The organism is Salmonella enterica subsp. enterica serovar Typhimurium str. LT2 (genome assembly GCF_000006945.2).
GTDB classification, from domain to species: domain Bacteria; phylum Pseudomonadota; class Gammaproteobacteria; order Enterobacterales; family Enterobacteriaceae; genus Salmonella; species Salmonella enterica.
The window spans coordinates 2,766,423-2,782,845 of record NC_003197.2 but is presented as its reverse complement, the minus strand read 5'-3'; the positions used below and the strand labels follow the sequence as shown (position 1 = coordinate 2,782,845).

20 protein-coding genes and 17 other annotated features are annotated in these 16,423 nt (G+C 51.4%); of the genes, 11 read left to right on the top strand and 9 right to left on the bottom strand.

Features of this window, described 5'->3' with window-relative positions; genetic code table 11:
* Window positions 1-56 precede the first annotated feature (56 nt).
* Window positions 57-62: a ribosome-binding site (putative RBS for yfiC; RegulonDB:STMS1H002735), on the top strand.
* Window positions 57-808 (top strand): putative transferase gene (yfiC, locus tag STM2642; protein NP_461577.1). Within the gene, window positions 71-808 belong to an annotated coding region; the region does not span the whole gene. (Overlaps the previous feature by 6 nt.)
* Here the strand turns inward: yfiC and nadB are convergent.
* Complete coding sequence (gene nadB, locus STM2641) at window positions 793-2,415, bottom strand: quinolinate synthetase, B protein (RefSeq protein NP_461576.1); 1,623 nt, start codon at window positions 2,413-2,415, stop codon at window positions 793-795. The genes yfiC and nadB overlap by 16 nt on opposite strands.
* A 404-nt stretch (window positions 2,416-2,819) precedes the next feature.
* Window positions 2,820-2,825: a ribosome-binding site (putative RBS for rpoE; RegulonDB:STMS1H002734), on the top strand.
* Between nadB and rpoE the strand changes: the two genes are divergently transcribed.
* The 5 genes from rpoE (at window position 2,820) to STM2636 (ending at window position 7,256) form a co-directional block, all read left to right on the top strand.
* The gene (gene rpoE / locus STM2640) for a sigma E (sigma 24) factor of RNA polymerase (protein NP_461575.1) occupies window positions 2,820-3,415 on the top strand. Within the gene, window positions 2,840-3,415 belong to an annotated coding region; the region does not span the whole gene. It overlaps the preceding feature by 6 nt.
* Window positions 3,416-3,428: 13 nt before the next feature.
* Window positions 3,429-3,434: a ribosome-binding site (putative RBS for rseA; RegulonDB:STMS1H002733), on the top strand.
* The gene (gene rseA / locus STM2639) for an anti sigma E (sigma 24) factor, negative regulator (RefSeq protein NP_461574.1) occupies window positions 3,429-4,097 on the top strand. Within the gene, window positions 3,447-4,097 belong to an annotated coding region; the region does not span the whole gene. (Overlaps the previous feature by 6 nt.)
* Window positions 4,078-4,083, top strand: a ribosome-binding site (putative RBS for rseB; RegulonDB:STMS1H002732). It overlaps the preceding gene by 6 nt.
* Window positions 4,078-5,053, top strand: a protein-coding gene (gene rseB, locus STM2638; protein NP_461573.1) for an anti sigma E (sigma 24) factor, negative regulator. Within the gene, window positions 4,097-5,053 belong to an annotated coding region; the region does not span the whole gene. The genes rseA and rseB overlap by 20 nt, the downstream gene beginning before the upstream one ends.
* Window positions 5,038-5,043: a ribosome-binding site (putative RBS for rseC; RegulonDB:STMS1H002731), on the top strand. (Overlaps the previous gene by 6 nt.)
* Window positions 5,038-5,529 (top strand): regulator of sigma E (sigma 24) factor gene (rseC, locus tag STM2637; protein NP_461572.1). Within the gene, window positions 5,050-5,529 belong to an annotated coding region; the region does not span the whole gene. The genes rseB and rseC overlap by 16 nt, the downstream gene beginning before the upstream one ends.
* Window positions 5,530-6,020: 491 nt before the next feature.
* Window positions 6,021-6,026 (top strand) — a ribosome-binding site (putative RBS for STM2636; RegulonDB:STMS1H002730).
* The gene (locus tag STM2636; protein ID NP_461571.1) for a Gifsy-1 prophage protein occupies window positions 6,021-7,256 on the top strand. Within the gene, window positions 6,027-7,256 belong to an annotated coding region; the region does not span the whole gene. Its footprint overlaps the feature before it by 6 nt.
* Here the strand turns inward: STM2636 and STM2635 are convergent.
* From STM2635 to STM2628, 8 genes are all read right to left on the bottom strand, one after another.
* Window positions 7,234-7,525, bottom strand: a protein-coding gene (locus tag STM2635; RefSeq protein NP_461570.1) for a Gifsy-1 prophage protein. Within the gene, window positions 7,234-7,518 belong to an annotated coding region; the region does not span the whole gene. The genes STM2636 and STM2635 overlap by 23 nt on opposite strands.
* Window positions 7,520-7,525 (bottom strand) — a ribosome-binding site (putative RBS for STM2635; RegulonDB:STMS1H002729). Its footprint overlaps the gene before it by 6 nt.
* A 33-nt stretch (window positions 7,526-7,558) precedes the next feature.
* The gene (locus STM2634) for a putative cytoplasmic protein (protein NP_461569.1) occupies window positions 7,559-7,806 on the bottom strand. Within the gene, window positions 7,559-7,798 belong to an annotated coding region; the region does not span the whole gene.
* Window positions 7,801-7,806: a ribosome-binding site (putative RBS for STM2634; RegulonDB:STMS1H002728), on the bottom strand. (Overlaps the previous gene by 6 nt.)
* Before the next feature lie 34 nt (window positions 7,807-7,840).
* Window positions 7,841-9,002 (bottom strand): Gifsy-1 prophage protein gene (locus STM2633; RefSeq protein NP_461568.3). Within the gene, window positions 7,841-8,998 belong to an annotated coding region; the region does not span the whole gene.
* The gene (locus STM2632; protein ID NP_461567.1) for a Gifsy-1 prophage protein occupies window positions 8,961-11,858 on the bottom strand. Within the gene, window positions 8,961-11,846 belong to an annotated coding region; the region does not span the whole gene. The genes STM2633 and STM2632 overlap by 42 nt, the downstream gene beginning before the upstream one ends.
* Window positions 8,997-9,002, bottom strand: a ribosome-binding site (putative RBS for STM2633; RegulonDB:STMS1H002727). (Overlaps the previous gene by 6 nt.)
* Window positions 11,853-11,858 (bottom strand) — a ribosome-binding site (putative RBS for STM2632; RegulonDB:STMS1H002726). Its footprint lies within the gene STM2632.
* Before the next feature lie 114 nt (window positions 11,859-11,972).
* Window positions 11,973-12,323 carry a Gifsy-1 prophage protein gene (locus STM2631; RefSeq protein NP_461566.1) on the bottom strand — a complete coding sequence of 117 codons (351 nt, stop codon included), beginning with the start codon at window positions 12,321-12,323 and terminating at the stop codon, window positions 11,973-11,975.
* 21 nt (window positions 12,324-12,344) lie between these two features.
* Window positions 12,345-12,510, bottom strand: a protein-coding gene (locus tag STM2630) for a Gifsy-1 prophage protein (RefSeq protein ID NP_461565.1). Within the gene, window positions 12,345-12,503 belong to an annotated coding region; the region does not span the whole gene.
* Window positions 12,496-12,762, bottom strand: a protein-coding gene (locus STM2629; RefSeq protein NP_461564.1) for a Gifsy-1 prophage protein. Within the gene, window positions 12,496-12,756 belong to an annotated coding region; the region does not span the whole gene. Before STM2629 ends, STM2630 begins: the two co-directional genes overlap by 15 nt.
* Window positions 12,505-12,510, bottom strand: a ribosome-binding site (putative RBS for STM2630; RegulonDB:STMS1H002725). (Overlaps the previous gene by 6 nt.)
* Window positions 12,757-12,762, bottom strand: a ribosome-binding site (putative RBS for STM2629; RegulonDB:STMS1H002724). It lies within the gene STM2629.
* Window positions 12,763-12,805: 43 nt before the next feature.
* Window positions 12,806-13,235, bottom strand: a protein-coding gene (locus STM2628) for a Gifsy-1 prophage protein (protein NP_461563.1). Within the gene, window positions 12,806-13,216 belong to an annotated coding region; the region does not span the whole gene.
* Window positions 13,230-13,235: a ribosome-binding site (putative RBS for STM2628; RegulonDB:STMS1H002723), on the bottom strand. (Overlaps the previous gene by 6 nt.)
* A 305-nt stretch (window positions 13,236-13,540) precedes the next feature.
* Between STM2628 and STM2627 the strand changes: the two genes are divergently transcribed.
* From STM2627 to STM2623, 5 genes are all read left to right on the top strand, one after another.
* On the top strand, window positions 13,541-13,915 hold the full coding sequence (locus STM2627; RefSeq protein ID NP_461562.1) for a Gifsy-1 prophage protein: 375 nt from the start codon (window positions 13,541-13,543) through the stop codon (window positions 13,913-13,915).
* A 78-nt stretch (window positions 13,916-13,993) separates the two neighbouring features.
* Window positions 13,994-13,999 (top strand) — a ribosome-binding site (putative RBS for STM2626; RegulonDB:STMS1H002722).
* Window positions 13,994-14,983, top strand: a protein-coding gene (locus STM2626; RefSeq protein ID NP_461561.1) for a Gifsy-1 prophage protein. Within the gene, window positions 14,000-14,983 belong to an annotated coding region; the region does not span the whole gene. Its footprint overlaps the feature before it by 6 nt.
* Window positions 14,979-14,984 (top strand) — a ribosome-binding site (putative RBS for STM2625; RegulonDB:STMS1H002721). Its footprint overlaps the gene before it by 5 nt.
* The gene (locus STM2625; RefSeq protein NP_461560.1) for a Gifsy-1 prophage protein occupies window positions 14,979-15,735 on the top strand. Within the gene, window positions 14,986-15,735 belong to an annotated coding region; the region does not span the whole gene. Its footprint overlaps the feature before it by 6 nt. Before STM2626 ends, STM2625 begins: the two co-directional genes overlap by 5 nt.
* 4 nt (window positions 15,736-15,739) lie before the next feature.
* Window positions 15,740-15,745, top strand: a ribosome-binding site (putative RBS for STM2624; RegulonDB:STMS1H002720).
* Window positions 15,740-16,093 (top strand): Gifsy-1 prophage protein gene (locus STM2624; protein ID NP_461559.1). Within the gene, window positions 15,746-16,093 belong to an annotated coding region; the region does not span the whole gene. (Overlaps the previous feature by 6 nt.)
* Window positions 16,084-16,089 (top strand) — a ribosome-binding site (putative RBS for STM2623; RegulonDB:STMS1H002719). It overlaps the preceding gene by 6 nt.
* The gene (locus STM2623) for a Gifsy-1 prophage protein (RefSeq protein NP_461558.1) occupies window positions 16,084-16,401 on the top strand. Within the gene, window positions 16,090-16,401 belong to an annotated coding region; the region does not span the whole gene. The genes STM2624 and STM2623 overlap by 10 nt, the downstream gene beginning before the upstream one ends.
* Window positions 16,402-16,423 lie beyond the last annotated feature (22 nt).

Genomic DNA, 16,423 nt, shown 5'->3' with positions numbered 1-16,423 from the left:
TATGGATATCCCTTCTCAGGTATTGTTTTCACCCGGCGCTGTCGCCGTTTTTTTGCAAGGTTGTTTTTACATGTCTCAGTCTGGCTCCGTTCTTCGTCGTAACGGATTTACGTTTAAACAGTTTTTTGTCGCACACGATCGGTGTGCGATGAAAGTGGGAACTGACGGTATTTTACTCGGGGCGTGGGCGCCGGTCGCGGATGTAAAGCGAATTCTGGATATCGGTACTGGAAGCGGTCTGCTGGCGTTAATGCTGGCGCAGCGGACGGATGACAATGTGCCTATTGACGCCGTGGAACTGGATGCCGGGGCTGCCATGCAAGCGCAGGAAAACGTTGCTCACTCTCCCTGGCCGCATCGAATAACGGTGCATACTGACGATATTCAGCGTTGGGCGCCTCGCCAGACGGTACGCTTTGATCTTATTATCAGCAACCCGCCTTATTACGAACCCGGTGTGGAATGCGCCACGCCGCAGCGGGAGCAGGCGCGTTACACCGCTACGCTGGATCACCAGACGTTATTGGCTATTGCGGCGGATTGTATTACCGAAGATGGCTTTTTTTGCGTAGTCTTGCCGGAACAAATAGGTAACGCTTTTACGCAGCAAGCGCTCAACATGGGATGGCATTTGCGGCTACGTACTGACGTTGCGGAAAACGAAGCGCGCTTGCCGCACCGGGTTTTGCTCGCATTCTCCCCGCAAGCCGGGGAGTGCTTTAGCGACAGATTAGTAATTCGCGGGTCAGACCAGCATTATTCTGAAAGTTATACGGCGCTGACCCAGGCATTTTATCTATTTATGTGAGGCGTTAACGGCGAAAGGATCGATGGGCCTGATTCAGCCAGTTGTTGCGGATAATCCAGCGTAAAGTGCAGCCCCCGACTCTCTTTACGCATCATCGCACAACGCACAATCAGTTCGGCCACTTGCACCAGATTGCGCAGCTCCAGTAAATTATTCGAGACGCGAAAGTTGGCGTAATATTCGTCAATCTCTTGTTGCAACATGGTAATACGCCGTAGGGCGCGCTCCAGCCGTTTCGTCGTGCGCACAATGCCCACATAGTCCCACATCAGCAGGCGCAGTTCATGCCAGTTATGCTGAATCACCACCCGCTCATCGGCGTTTTCCACGCGGCTTTCATCCCAGGCGGGAAGGGCGTCAACGCTGTGGACAGAAGGCATTCGCCTGTCGATATCCATTGCTGCGGACCAGCCGTACACTAAGCATTCCAGCAACGAGTTGGACGCCATACGGTTAGCGCCGTGCAGGCCGGTGTAACTGACTTCGCCAATGGCATATAAGCCGTCTACATCGGTACGACCATAATCATCGACGACCACGCCGCCGCAGGTATAGTGTGCGGCAGGAACAACGGGAATCGGTTCTTTGGTTAAATCCATCCCCAAATCAAGCAGTTTCGCATAGATCATCGGGAAGTGCTGGCGGACAAAATCGTCAGGCTTGTGGCTGATATCGAGAAACATACAGTCTGCGCCGAGTTGTTTCATCTCATGGTCAATAGCGCGGGCGACAATATCGCGCGGCGCCAGTTCCCCGCGTTCGTCAACGTCCGGCATAAACCGTGAACCGTCCGGACGTTTAAGGTATGCGCCTTCGCCACGCAGCGCTTCGGTAAGGAGAAAATTACGCGCCTGCGGGTGATAAAGGGCGGTGGGATGAAACTGGTTAAATTCCAGATTAGCGACCCGACAGCCTGCGCGCCAGGCCATCGCGATACCGTCACCGGAGGAAATATCCGGGTTAGTGGTATATTGATAAACCTTTGAGGCGCCGCCGGTCGCCAGCACCACCGACTTCGCATGACAGGTTTCAACCCACTCTTTATTGCGATTCCAGATCCAGGCGCCGACGACCCGGCGAGGCCCCGGCAGACCCATTTTATCGGAGATAATTAAATCAACGGCGTTGCTGCGTTCCAGCACCTGAATATTAGGATGATTTTGCGCCCGACTGACCAACGTGGTTTCGACTTCCTTTCCGGTAGCGTCGGCGGCATGAAGGATACGGCGATGACTATGGCCGCCTTCACGCGTGAGATGATAGCTCTCCTTGCCGTTTGGCTGGACATGCGTATCAAACAGGACGCCCTGATCGATAAGCCACTGCACGCAGGTACGGGCGTTGCTGGCGACAAACTCCACCGCGTGGCGATCGCAAATTCCGGCGCCGGCAATCAGCGTATCTTCGACATGCGACGCAATACTGTCGGTTTCATCAAACACGGCGGCAATACCGCCCTGCGCATAAAACGTGGAGCCCTCGCTCACCGGCCCTTTACTCAGGACGATAACCTTATGCTTTTCAGCCAGACGCAGCGCCAGCGAGAGTCCGGCCGCGCCGCTGCCGATAATTAACACATCACAGGACAGTTCAGGAGTTGTCATCATGGTTCTTGTTTAATTTACTAAACATGGTTGCGGCAGATTAGCACTATATGGCGCTAAAAAGCACGTTATGATTTCGCTGGTGTTGTGCTTATTAAACATAAAATAAAAATACGGCGAGAGATAAACGGCAAAAAATATTTTATAGGGCAGGGTGTTAGCGTCGGATTTTGTAGTGAAATAAAGATGCTGTTAGGTTACTCTGCAAACGACGAAATGGGCATTTCTGTACAGATAGTGCGTTGTTCAGCATCTGTAGACTTATAATGGAAGATAAGACCTGTCTACAACATGACAAACAAAAACAAATGCGTAACGGAACTTTACGAAACATAGACACTCTAACCTGTTGCTTGCTCATAGTGCGGCTTATGGAGTGGCGTTTCGAAAGCGCGTGGAAATTTGGTTTGGGGAGACATTACCTCGGATGAGCGAGCAGTTAACGGACCAGGTCCTGGTTGAACGGGTCCAGAAGGGAGATCAGAAAGCCTTTAACTTACTGGTAGTGCGCTACCAGCATAAAGTGGCGAGTCTGGTTTCCCGCTATGTGCCATCGGGCGACGTTCCCGATGTCGTACAGGAATCATTTATTAAGGCCTATCGCGCGCTGGATTCTTTCCGGGGGGATAGTGCTTTTTATACCTGGTTGTATCGTATTGCGGTCAATACCGCGAAGAACTACCTGGTTGCGCAGGGGCGTCGTCCGCCTTCCAGTGATGTAGACGCGATTGAAGCAGAAAACTTTGAAAGCGGCGGCGCGCTGAAAGAAATTTCGAACCCTGAGAACTTAATGTTGTCAGAAGAACTGAGACAGATAGTTTTCCGAACTATTGAGTCCCTCCCGGAAGATTTACGTATGGCAATCACCTTACGGGAGCTGGATGGCCTGAGCTATGAAGAGATAGCGGCTATCATGGATTGTCCGGTGGGGACGGTGCGTTCACGTATCTTCCGGGCGCGGGAAGCTATTGATAATAAAGTTCAACCGCTTATCAGGCGTTGACGATAGCGGGATACTGGAAAAGGTATTAGGCATGCAGAAAGAAAAACTTTCCGCTTTGATGGATGGCGAAACGTTGGATAGTGAGCTGCTCAAAGCGCTTACGCACGACCCGGAAATGCAGAAAACCTGGGAGAGTTATCACCTGATCCGCGATTCAATGCGGGGGGATACGCCTGACGTTCTCCATTTCGATATATCCGCTCGCGTGATGGCCGCTATTGAAAACGAGCCAGTACGTCAGGTGTCGCCATTAATCCCTGAGGCCCAACCCGCTCCGCAGCAATGGCAGAAAATGCCGTTCTGGAAAAAAGTGCGTCCGTGGGCGGCGCAGCTTACCCAAATGGGCGTGGCGGCGTGCGTTTCACTTGCAGTTATCGTCGGTGTCCAGCACTATAATGGGCAATCTGAAACATCCCAACAACCTGAAACGCCGGTTTTCAATACCCTGCCTATGATGGGGAAAGCCAGCCCGGTAAGTCTGGGAGTGCCTTCTGAAGCAGCGCCTGTCGGCAGTCAGCAACAGCAGGTACAGGAGCAGCGTCGTCGCATTAATGCCATGTTGCAGGACTATGAACTGCAGCGCCGACTGCACTCCGAACAGCTTCAGTTTGAGCAGGCGCAAACCCAGCAAGCCGCGGTACAGGTGCCAGGAATCCAAACTTTAGGAACGCAATCGCAGTAATGAAGCAACTTTGGTTTGCCATGTCCCTTGTGGCGGCTAGCCTGTTCTTCTCAGCAAACGCCTCGGCCGACCCTGCGTCCGGGGCGTTATTGCAGCAGATGAACATCGCCAGTCAGTCACTGAATTACGAGCTGTCATTCGTCAGCATCACGAAACAAGGCGTTGAATCTCTGCGTTATCGACACGCACGCCTGGATGGTCGCCCGCTTGCGCAATTGCTACAGTTGGACGGTCCCCGCCGGGAGGTCGTACAGCGTGGTAATGAAATCAGTTATTTTGAACCGGGCCTTGAGCCGTTCACCCTGAACGGTGATTATATTGTCGATTCTCTGCCTTCCCTGATTTACACCGACTTTAAGCGCCTGGCGCCTTACTACGACTTTATTTCTGTCGGACGCACCCGTATCGCAGACAGATTGTGCGAAGTTATCCGCGTTGTGGCGCGCGATGGTACGCGTTACAGCTATATCGTCTGGATGGACATGGACACCAAACTGCCGATGCGCGTTGATCTGCTGGATCGCGATGGCGAGACGCTGGAGCAGTTCCGCGTTATTGCGTTCACGGTGAGCCAGGATATCGGCAGCAACATGCAGGCGCTGGCGAAGGCGAATCTGCCGCCGCTGCTTTCTGTTCCCGGTGGCGAAAAAACGAAATTTAACTGGAGTCCATCCTGGGTGCCGCAAGGCTTTAGCGAAGTTTCCAGCAGCCGTCGTCCGTTGCCGACGATGGATAACCTGCCTATCGAATCGCGGCTTTATTCTGACGGTCTGTTTAGCTTTTCCGTCAATGTGAACCGGGCGACGCAAAACAGCAGCGATCAGATGCTGCGCACCGGGCGCCGAACGGTTTATAGCAGCGTTCGCGACAACGCGGAAATCACCATTGTCGGCGAGCTTCCGCCGCAAACGGCGAAGCGCATTGCCGACAGTATCAAATTCAGGGCAGTACAATGATTAAAGAGTGGGCAACCGTTGTCTCCTGGCAGAATGGTCAGGCGGTGGTGAGCTGCGACGTTAAAGCGTCATGCAGCAGCTGCGCCTCCCGTGCGGGATGCGGCAGTCGCGTGCTGAATAAATTAGGGCCGCAAACCACGCATACCATTGTTGTGCCAAGCGCGGAGCCGCTGGCGCCGGGGCAGAAAGTCGAGTTGGGCATCGCCGAAAAAAGCCTTTTAGGTTCGGCGTTGCTGGTCTATATGTCGCCTTTAGCGGGGCTATTTCTTTGTGCGGCGCTTTTTCAGATGCTGTTTGGATCTGACCTTGCCGCATTAAGCGGGGCCGTGCTGGGCGGCGTGGGCGGTTTTCTGGTTGCCCGCGGTTATTCCCGAAAACTGGCGGAGCGCGACGCCTGGCAGCCGGTGATTTTAAACGTTGCCCTCCCGCCTGACCTTGTTCGCGTCGAAACTACCTCAATCGAAACGCGCCAGTAAACGTTTTGCCCAACGGTACACCTGCCGCGTTGGGTTGTTGTCCCGATAAGCATGCGCTTTTCCTGCGTTGCGGTGTTTTACAGGAAAAAAGCGAGGCGTTTTCCAGTTCCCGCTCTCCTTACACTATGAACATTTCCTCGCCTTAGCGTTGTAGTGTAGAATGCGGCGTTTCAGTTAAAACAGACGTTAAGCTCAGAACAGCGACCTCTAAAGTCTGGTCAACCAGGCGTAAGGCATAATAATTTATCTCTATGAAGAACATACGTAACTTTTCGATCATTGCTCACATCGATAATTGATACCCCGCCACCCTCCGCAAACCTACGACAAAATCCTCTCAAGATCCCCGCAAAATAAGCGCTCACAAAAATGATACTGGTTGCATGTACAGTCAACCTACGACATCATGAGTCATGGTTTTTGTGTCCACCAGTGCGTCCATATCCTATGATGGACACAGAATCTTCCGTTCTGATGGACACATGCAGGGATAAATCATGGCTATTTCAGATAGTTATCTAAAGTCGTGCCTCGGGCGCGAACGCGATAAAGTTGAGGAGAAGGCAGACCGGGACGGTCTGTGGGTGCGCATTTCCAAAAAGGGCGCCGTCACTTTTTTCTACCGATTCCGTTTCCTGGGTAAGCAGGACAAGATGACGATCGGCAGTTACCCGGAATTCGGGTTGAAGGCCGCGCGCGAAGAGGTAACTAAGTGGGCCGCCATTCTTGCCCGGGGAGAAAATCCGCGGATCAGGCAAAGCCTCGATAAAGCTAAAATCAACAGCCAGTACACATTCGAGGAACTTTTCAGAGAATGGCATGCGATGGTATGCGTTCAGAAAGAAACATCCGATCAAATACTGCGTTCGTTTGAGCTGCATGTATTCCCTAAGCTGGGTAAGTATCCGGCGCATCAGTTGACGCTGCACAACTGGCTTACAGTTCTGGACCGACTGGCGCAGGGATACACTGAGATCACCCGGCGAGTAATTAGTAACGGTCGGCAGTGCTACTCATGGGCAGTGAAGCGCCAGTTGCTTGAGGTTAACCCACTTTCTGAAATGTCCGGTCGTGATTTTGGTATTCAGAAGAAAATGGGGGAGAGAACACTGGATCGCAAAGAAATTGCGATTGTCTGGCGAGCTATTGAGGATTCCCGCCTTATTGAGCGAAACAAGATCCTTTATAAATTGTCCCTGATATGGGCGTGCAGGGTCGGTGAACTCCGTCAGGCTGAAGTTTCGCATTTCGATTTTGAGGAGGGCGTCTGGACCGTACCGTGGGAAAATCATAAAACGGGACGGAAAAGTAAGAAGCCGATAATCCGCCCGATCATCCCTGAAATGCTCCCGCTGATACAACGAGCCATTGAGCTGGCGCCAGGCCGTTTTGTTTTCTCAAAATATGCAGACAAGCCGATGAGCGAAGGCTTTCATATGAGCATCAGCAGCAACCTTGTTAAGTTCATGCTGAAGGCTTATAACGAGCAGGTTCCGCACTTTACGATCCATGATCTACGCAGAACTGCGCGAACGAATTTCTCCGAGCTGACTGAACCACATATTGCTGAGATGATGCTCGGGCACAAACTGCCTGGAGTGTGGTCGGTGTACGACAAATACACCTATATCGAAGAAATGAGAGAAGCTTATAGTAAATGGTGGGCCCGACTGATGAGCATCATCGAGCCCGATGTTCTGGAGTTCACGCCACGTCAGACCGGATGAGTCGACCTTTGTTGTCACGGGGCAGATTCAGATGCGACATTGGACGGCGTGTTGGTCGTGACATTTCCCTGACCTGCCACTCATTGACTTTGGTTTTAAGCCATTTGTTGGAGCCACCCATATATGAACAGTCAGGCTCCGGGAATGGGTTGTTGTCGCTTGGTCGCTTACGGTAACGCTCCAGCGTCCTGGAAGAAATCCTGAGCTGGCAGCAAATTTCGCGGGTGCTCATCAATTCAAAGTCTCTAATTTTTTTGCTCATCGTTTTCTCCAGTGGCCCCGCAGCGGGCCATCGCTAATATTCAGTTTGCCTGTGCTGGCAGATTTCTAAGTTTCCGGACGCCGATCATTGCGGTGGCTACGTAGCTGGTGGCCCGGTTAACTACTTCAACAGGCACCTTTACGCCATCCACTACAACGGTGTAATTGGTAACGTGCTTTTGTCTGCCGTAATCGCCGAACTTTTCATGATGCGCCGCCAGTGCAACATCACATGCGCGACGGCCCAATGGCGATTGCTTACTGCGATTTATTAGGCGCATAAAACCTCCTCAGGTGGGAGGGCGTACCCCCTCCCGATGCAATTAGCCGATGTATTCCGGTTTCATATCGTCCAGGGTGACGCGGTACTTATCGTGCAGTTCGTCGCCAAGATGACGTTTAGCAGCGCCAAGCGTGCTTTCAGCTTTAGCAAACATCTCTGCGGCTTCCGGTTCGCCAGGGTTTGGAATTGAGTTGATCACTGCCTCGACTTTGTTCTGTGCATTGACCTGGTAATAGCGCTTCACTGCTTTGTTTTTTAATTCGGTGAACAGCGCAGTACCCAGCAACGCTTTCTGTGATTCGATATCCGCACGGATTGCTTTTGCCTGATCAACGGAACTTGCTGTATCAATGCGTTCGCGAAGATCGTCGGCAACAGCATCAACGTTAGCTGCCGACTCCTGCGCGCTGGTCCTGGTGCTAACCTCGCTGGTGATTTCCTGTACGCTCATGCGCTGGACTGGAGCAGGGTTAATCTCGCGTTCTTCTCGTTGCTCAACCTCATCAGGGCTGTACACGCCGAGGATCACTTCCGGGCAGTACAGGCGAGCCCAATATTTAACGCCCAGATAGGCAATTTGCTGTTTAGGGTTTGAAACCCATAGCGGAGAATTGCGGGTAACAACGCCGGAGAGGTAAAGAGGTTCTCCCCAGGTGATTTCAGATTCACCTCGCAGAATGGCACCAACCTGAACGAACAGGCCGATCTCGTCCTCATCTGTCCAGCCACGAACGCGCTCAGTGACGGTGTACTTCCCATTTTTACCGTTTTTATCGCGTGTGATTTCCTGTGTCCTGGTGCAGCGCTCCCAGTCACCCCCATAGCGGTAATGAAAACGGCCATGAATGGCACTGGAGCTTGCGATTACTGCGTTGACCAGTTGTGCCTCGTAACCAAGAACACCGTTAACCAGGTGTGTTTTCTGAGCCACAGCGTAAGGGTTCATGCCCCATTGCATAGCCTGCATGACGATAGCCATACAGTCGGCTGGTTTCCCTGCAAGGTGTGCCGGTACCGTCACCTGTGAGTCTGCCATCAGGTTAGCGAAAGCTGTTAACTGACCCAGTGCCTGAACGTTAAAAATTGCGTTACTGGCAGAAATGGTGTTTGGTGCCTGCTGCTCAGTGGTAACAATATTTGTGTTTTCCATGATTTTCCCCTTATGCCTGTACGCGCAACGCTTCAAGGCGGCGCACATCAAAATCGTTCAGTTCGTCGGTGTAGTCTTCTGTGATAGGCGCTGACCATTCACCAGTGTCGAAGCCGTTTGCTATCTCTCGCATTGTTTTGCGGTATTCCAGCATGCCAAGTTCCAGCAACTCGGTAGACGCCTCAATGATGGCGACCCAGTGGTAGTTCTCGTCTTTGTTGACGAAAATCCAGAAAAACTGGTCCAGCGCCGCAGTTTCGCAGTACATGGCCGCGCTCAGGTGATAGTCCCGATCGATGATTTCCCGGTGCAACTTCGCACGCAGGCCTTCCTGCTTGATGTTCCACATGCTGATAGTTTTCAGGTCGGCGCCAATGCGCAGGCCGCCCATATCGAGCTCAAGGTCAGGGCGTACCCGAACTTCCAACCCGGTTTCCTCATCAATCCCAAAATAGCTAACCTCGACAGCGCGGCTTGGGTGAGTCAGCAATTTGCCGGCGGTCGGGTGCTCCAGCAGGGCTTTCTGAATGTTCAGCGCGGTGCTGAGCTGTTGGCGGGTGACCAGCACTTTCCCTTCGGTGTTCTCCCGCCACGCATCCAGCAATTCGTCGGCGAATACCACTGCCGGGTTGACTGATTTCACGGCCTGAATCAGATCGGCCTTCGTGCCAGAGACTTTCAACGGCGACGATTTTTGCGCTTCCTGAGCGACCAGGTCAGGGTTGATTATTGCCAGTTGCTCCAGCAGCGCGTCACGGCTGCCGCTGGTTTTAACCGGCGCGGGCAGGGTGACGTTGTACTCTTTGATGCAGGCTTTCATCGCCGTGGCTGTATGTTTGGTGCCGTTTTCAATGCGCTGGAATTCTTCGGGAAGCTGCTCATACGATGCATAGGTTTCATCTACCGAAGCTCCAAGCGGCATCTGCGACGGCAGGGTGGCGTTGTACTCTTCCAGCAGCGCTTTGATATCGTCAGCACTCAGCAGCGCTGGCAGGCTGGCGTTGTGCGCGTCGATGAACTCGCGCAGGGTGGCGGTGGTGGTGAAAGCACCCTCAGGGATCTCCGGCTCTACGCTGAACTCCGCTTCGAGGTTTTCCGGCTGTAGAGCCAGAACATGTACCAGGTTGCCCATATCAAGCACTGGAGAGCGCTCTTTGACGATAGTTTTCTCTACGTGACGCGCGTTAAAGTACATCAGCGACACGCGAGCATCTTTCACCTGAGTTGAGCTGATCCCATTGGCGGCGTGGTAAACTTCGTTTGGTACACCTTCATAGCGGCCCGGCTCGAAGTATTCCGGCCAGGCTGCTTCTGGCTCTTCTTGTTGCGATTCCGGTACGTTTTGTTGCGCCTCAGCCTGATTCTGGTTCTCTACGGTAACTGCTTCTTTACCAGTACCCAGATCGTCTTCGCCTGCCTGCACCGCATCACCAGCCTGTTTTTCATCACTGTCAGCTTTTTGAACCTGCACATTGCTGGTGGTCTCCGGATTCGTTTCTGTGCCATGAGTTGATGAGTTCTGCATTAAAGCGGACACGTCGAAAATACCGTTGCCAACATTTTTAACCAGTTCAGGTTCGGTGGTCGGCTGGCTTGTCCCGGTTTTCACCCATTTTGGGTCGTTCGGGTCGCTGATGCCTTCCACATATTCACCGCGCGCGGCGGCAAGCTGTCGGTTGGCTTCTTCTACCGCGTCTTTTTCCGGAGTGTGTCGGGCAGCCGTGAGAGCTTCCTCGGTGGGGTTCTCGTGATCAGTCTCCGTTAAGTTGGCGTTGATATACCCCTGAAGGCGTCCGGGGTAGTGATAAAACTCAGGGTGTGCGCTTCGGATCAGCGCGAAAATAGCGGCGCGGGAATAATCCAGGATACCGGGCGTTGCGCGAAGTGCTGCGGACCATTCTTTGAACGGACTTTCCTTTTTCTTTACGATTTCTTTTGCGCGACGGTAAACGCTGCCAGGTAGCTCATAGATATTAAAGTCCATAGGCAAAGTGGCCATTGCAATCTCTACGTCCAGAGTATCGAGAGTGTGTTCGTAATCAGGGTTACGGTCAGTCTTATTGCCACCGCCAGCGTTGGCGCCGCTTTCAGTGCGTTGAATAGCCGATACACGGTTGCCTTTCGCCCACTCCTTAACGAGCAAACCGCGATCGATATGCTCCGTCTCGAACCATGTTTTAAGGAACTGGATAACAGTCGCCAGTTCAGGAGTTTTTCCATCGACAGGGAATACTTTTTTAACGGCATTCACTATTTTGTGAATGTCATGTTCAATGGCTTTCTTGAACGCTTCAACATTCTCGGCGGCAAGCAGCAGGTTCTGGACATATGAATTATCGGTGTCCATTTCGAGACGCAGAATTTCTTTTTTCTGGGAGGCGTCGACGTGATAAAGATACTCACCTTCACCTATGTACTGAGCAAGAACGCGGTGACGGAGAGGCATAGTTGCGACAACAGTCAGCTCGGGGGCTGGGGCTGTTGCCTGGGCAGGGCTGTTGCTTTCGTTACCAAAATTTTCGGTGTGGTCTTCCAGCACTTCGCCTGTTTCGGTATCAACACCATCGACGATATGCTGGCGCGCCGCGGCGGCGGCTTCAGATGATGGCAGGGTGACGCCGGGGATTTGCGTCCAGGTCATATTGTCTTTAGCGAGTTGATAGTAATCGCAGAAAGTGAGGCTCAGTTCGCCTTCCGGCGGCAGCTCGTTAACGACAGGGAAATTAGTAGCGACAGCTTTGAAATAATCTTTCAGCTTCGCACCGGATTTAATCAGAAGATAATCCAGTGTTGCATTTGCCGCTTCAAAATCATCACTGCACCAGAGTACAGCGTCTTTCTGGCCTGATGATTTCTTTGCTTTGCGGACTAAAAATACAGGATTAGTTCCACTCATTGTTTTGTCCTCAATTCGTGTAGAATGGAGGTGCCTTAACAGCACCCCGATATATCTGGTTGTTAGGTCCGGTTCGCTTTGGTCGGTTGGACCGGACAGGGCACGCCCGCTTCGGTGGGCGTTTTCTTAATGGATGGTCTGATAAAATTTTTCTGAGTAATCAAGCTTGTAACTTCGGTAATTACCAAACCCTGCTTGTTCTCCATCACTTACCTTGACTGTGAGCAGCGAAATGGCTTTTACAGCACAATGAGGACAGTCGAACTTTCCGAGTACATATCCACCGTCGAGAATCACAGTGGTTTCGCCAGTTGAATTTGAGTGAATAACGCCTGAGACTTTCTTTTCGCAATTGAATAAAGCAATGCTCTTATTAACTGCTTTCAGGTTCATTTCGATTTTTACGATTTCCATAATTTCTCCAGTCTTAAATTCAGGGTGTAGGAAGCCACGCCAAATTAATGGCGAATTTTTCATTTCATATTTCGGAACTACTATTTAACTTTCGTGCGCCATCTGGTCGTATTCAGCGCACTGCCTGGAACAATATTCCTTTTCTTTGCGCGCCAGTTGCGAGCCGTTGAGATAGAGAAGGGTGTTTTTTACTTCTTTGCCTTCATCAATGGATTTGCGGCAGTAACCGCATTGTTTAAGCATCCGGATCTCCTTTCTGCGCCAGCAGGTAGCAGAGGCGGCGGATTAAAACCTCAATCCGGTTGAGCGGGACGGCCTGCTGTCGAGCTGGTTTACGTGCGAAATCAATCATTCTCACCCTCGTTTGCCTTATCGCCGGCCAGCGGAACGTTTTACACCTGACAACGATGCGCTTGTTGTCGATGAAACTAACGATAAAACCAAAGGTTCGATTTGTAAAGCAAAAAGTGCAACTAAAAGTTCTATCTTGGAGCATAAAAATAGCACCTAAAGAGGTGCTACCTGTATGGATGAGTTCTTTGGTTCTATTTTTTGAGGTCGTTAATTAGATCAAAAACGTTGTTCTTCAGCAGATCCATCTCTTGGAGGACTGCTTTTGTATGGAGGATAACACGCAGTTTCTCTGCTTCCGGGAGTTGATTGAAAAGAGAAAGCAATGTTTCTTCTTTTTCATCAAGGACTCTGGGTTTAGGTTCAGCCCTTTCGCCTTCACTTTCATCCCCTGGCTCCATGAAGAACCAATATTCAGGCCTTCCGGTCACCGCCGATAACCTTTTCAAGCGCTCTCCGCTGGCTACAGACGTGCCAGAGGCCCACTTTCTCACAGATGTGTGAGAAAGCATTACGCGCCGTGAGAGGTCAGCCATAGACCAGCCGTTCTCATCCAGAACTTGCTGGATACGCTTGGCGAAAATGGGATGAAGATTTTTGTTCATATTCACATTTTACAACCTTCAGTTTCTTTATTCATTGGAACTATTAGATTGATTTTTGTTGGAACCTAAAGTTTTACGTGATAATCTCCAGCTACCAACTCGTAGAACTGGAGAGCCAAATGGACAACCAATTAAAAATCAAAATCAGTAACCACATGACTCAAATGAGCATCGGCGAACATTTTGGTATCTCGTCTCAAGCTGTAGGCAAGTGGCTGAGAAAAGGAGTAATTCCTCCCCGTCGCATCCTGCCGTTATGTGAAATTCTTGAATGGAAAGTCACTCCTCACGAGATTGACCCAGCAGCATACCCAAACCCAACCGATGGCTTACCAAGCCAAGAGGCATCAGCCAAATAACCATAGAGGATATTTACCCATGGAGAACGCAATTGCACGAAAGTTAGACCCACCAGAAATCAACCCGATTGAGATAGAGAGCGTCCTGCTCAACCGGCTTGCATCAGTAGGGCAGAAATCATACGCCGAGCATATGGGCATCAGCGAGTCGACAGTCAGCAGGCGTAAAGCTGAGGGATATTTCTGCAACATGGCGAAAGAGCTGGCTTTTCTTGGGATTCAGGCCGCGCCACCGGAAGCGGTACTGGTATCCAGAAACTATCTCACAGCAGTAGAGATTCTCGCTGATGCCGGGCTAAAGGCTGAACGAGCCAGGCCGGATGCGCTGGGGTGGGACTGAAAATGGCAGCAACTAAAAAGGCGAAAGCCGCGGTGAGGGGTCACCAACGGCTTTCTGGTGCAAAAACGGTAGGTAATTGCGGAGATGAGTATGTCAAATACCGCTGAAATATACAAATTCCCTGCGCCGATACCGACGCAACAGGAGTGCCGTATGGCTGATCTGGAAAATGGCTATTTACGTTTAGCTAATCAGATCCAGGACGCCTTGTGTATCGTTGAACTATCGGGGCGTGAGTTCCGTGTTTTGAATGCGATTATCCGGCTGACTTATGGCTGGTCGAAAAAATCAGATCGTATTGCCAACAGCCTCATTGCAGATAAGACAACACTGAAGGTAAAGCATGTATCCGAAGCGGTGCTGAGTCTTGCCTATCGTAACATCATTATCCTGCGCCGTATTGGTCAAACAAGATACATAGGGATTAATACAAACCTGGATAAATGGGCTTATTCCAAGCCACATTGCTCAAAATGTCCGGTGTCTTTTCCTGATGATGAAATTGCCACATGGATTATTTCTGTACCTGAAACCAGGGATAGTTATCCCCGAAAAGGGGGAAGGGCATCCCCGAAAACGGGGATAGTTATCCCTGAAAACAGGGATAGCGTTTTACCCCATTCAGCCATCCCTGAAAACGGGGATAGTTATCCCCGAAAAGAGGGAAGGGCATCCCCGAAAACAGGGAACACCAAAGACATTATTCCAAAGACAAATATAAAAGATCTAACCCCCTTTAATCCCCCTAAGGGAAAAGTGAAGTTTGATCCGTTGAGTATTCCTGTTCCCGAATGGCTGAATGCTGCGTCGTGGAACGAATGGGTCACATACCGCCAGCAATCCGGAAAGCCCATAAAAACCGAACTGACGGTAACAAAAGCTTTCAGGCTTCTGAAGGAGTGCCTGGATGAAGGCCACGATCCGGTAAACGTCATCAACACAAGCATTGCCAACGGCTACCAGGGACTATTCAAACCGAAGTTCGCTCTCAACGACCGAAGAGCTGGCAGAGATGTGAACCACATTTCTGCGCCAGACAAAACCATTCCTACCGGATTCAGGGGGTAACGATGAAAAACGTAATCGGTACTGGCAGTGCGCTTGATCGCCTGAAAAGAATTATCCCAGCCAGTGTGCAGCCGAAATTCTCGACTGCTGATGAGTGGCGGGCATGGCAGGAAGCCGAAGGGCGTAAACGCAGTGAAGAGCTTGACAGGATGAATCAGAAATCCCGCACCGAGAAGATTTTCGGGCGATCTGGCATTCAGGATCTCCATCGTAGCTGTACGTTTGCTAACTACGAAGTAAGCGGGGAGGGGCAGCGAAAAGCGTACACGATGGCAAAAAGTTATGCCCAGAACTTCGGTAGTGGATTTGCGAGCTTTGTGTTCAGCGGTGGTCCGGGAACCGGGAAAAACCATCTTGCGGCGGCAATCGGAAATCATCTGCTGGCCGGCGGTCATAGCGTTCTGGTGGTAACTATTCCTGACCTGATGCTCAGGGTTCGTGAGTGCTACGACGGTGGGCAATCAGAAGCGTCCCTGCTTGATGACCTTTGTAAAGTTGACCTGCTGGTACTGGATGAAGTCGGTATTCAGCGCGGAAGCAGTGGTGAGAAGGTCATTCTCAATCAGGTTATCGATCGCCGTCTCTCATCGATGCGACCTGTTGGCGTTCTGACGAATCTTAACCACGAGGGGCTGTTGGATTCACTGGGCGCGAGGGTTATCGATCGCCTCCAGATGGACGGAGGGATGTGGGTGAATTTTGACTGGGAAAGCTACCGGAAAAACGTTAGCCACCTCCGGATTGTGAAATAAGGGGTTAAAAATGGCCCGACCTAAAACACAAAGCGAACGGATGATTATTCTTGAGCGGATTATCGGTCTGGTGAAAGAGCAGGGGCGCATCACGACGAACGACGTCGTTGCGATTTTTGGCGTGCACCGAACCACGGCGGAGAAATATCTGCGTATCGCGCTGGAGCGAGGCGGCTTCATTCGTCATGGCCGCTGCGGCATTTTCCGAGACCAGCGTGCGGTGATTGATTATGACCTCAGGCGATACAGCAGTAGTCAGGTAACGGGATTTTCAGCGCTGCCGGTGCTGGAGAAAAGCCCGGTAATGCAGGTTTATGGAGCATCCAAAATGAGCATCAACAAGGGGGGAGCCCAATGAGCAACATCGACAAACGGGCGCTTCGTGAAGTGGCTGAGAGGGCTACGCCGGGGAATTGGCGCCGCACCTCATCACTGTTCAATGGCATCACGGTAACGCCATTTTCTCTTTGCGGTGAAGAAGTGACGTTGGCCCATACTGTTGAGAAACGTGACGCGGAATTTATTGCCGCCGCTAACCCCGCCACCGTGCTGGCGCTGCTTGACGTGCTCTATGAGTTTGGAGAGGATGAGGTGGCCATCTCTGAATACGTCACAAATCTTGAAGATGCTTTGCGAGTTGCGGCAGCACCTCAGCAGGAGGAATGATAGCTGGTTAAATCCACAGCAG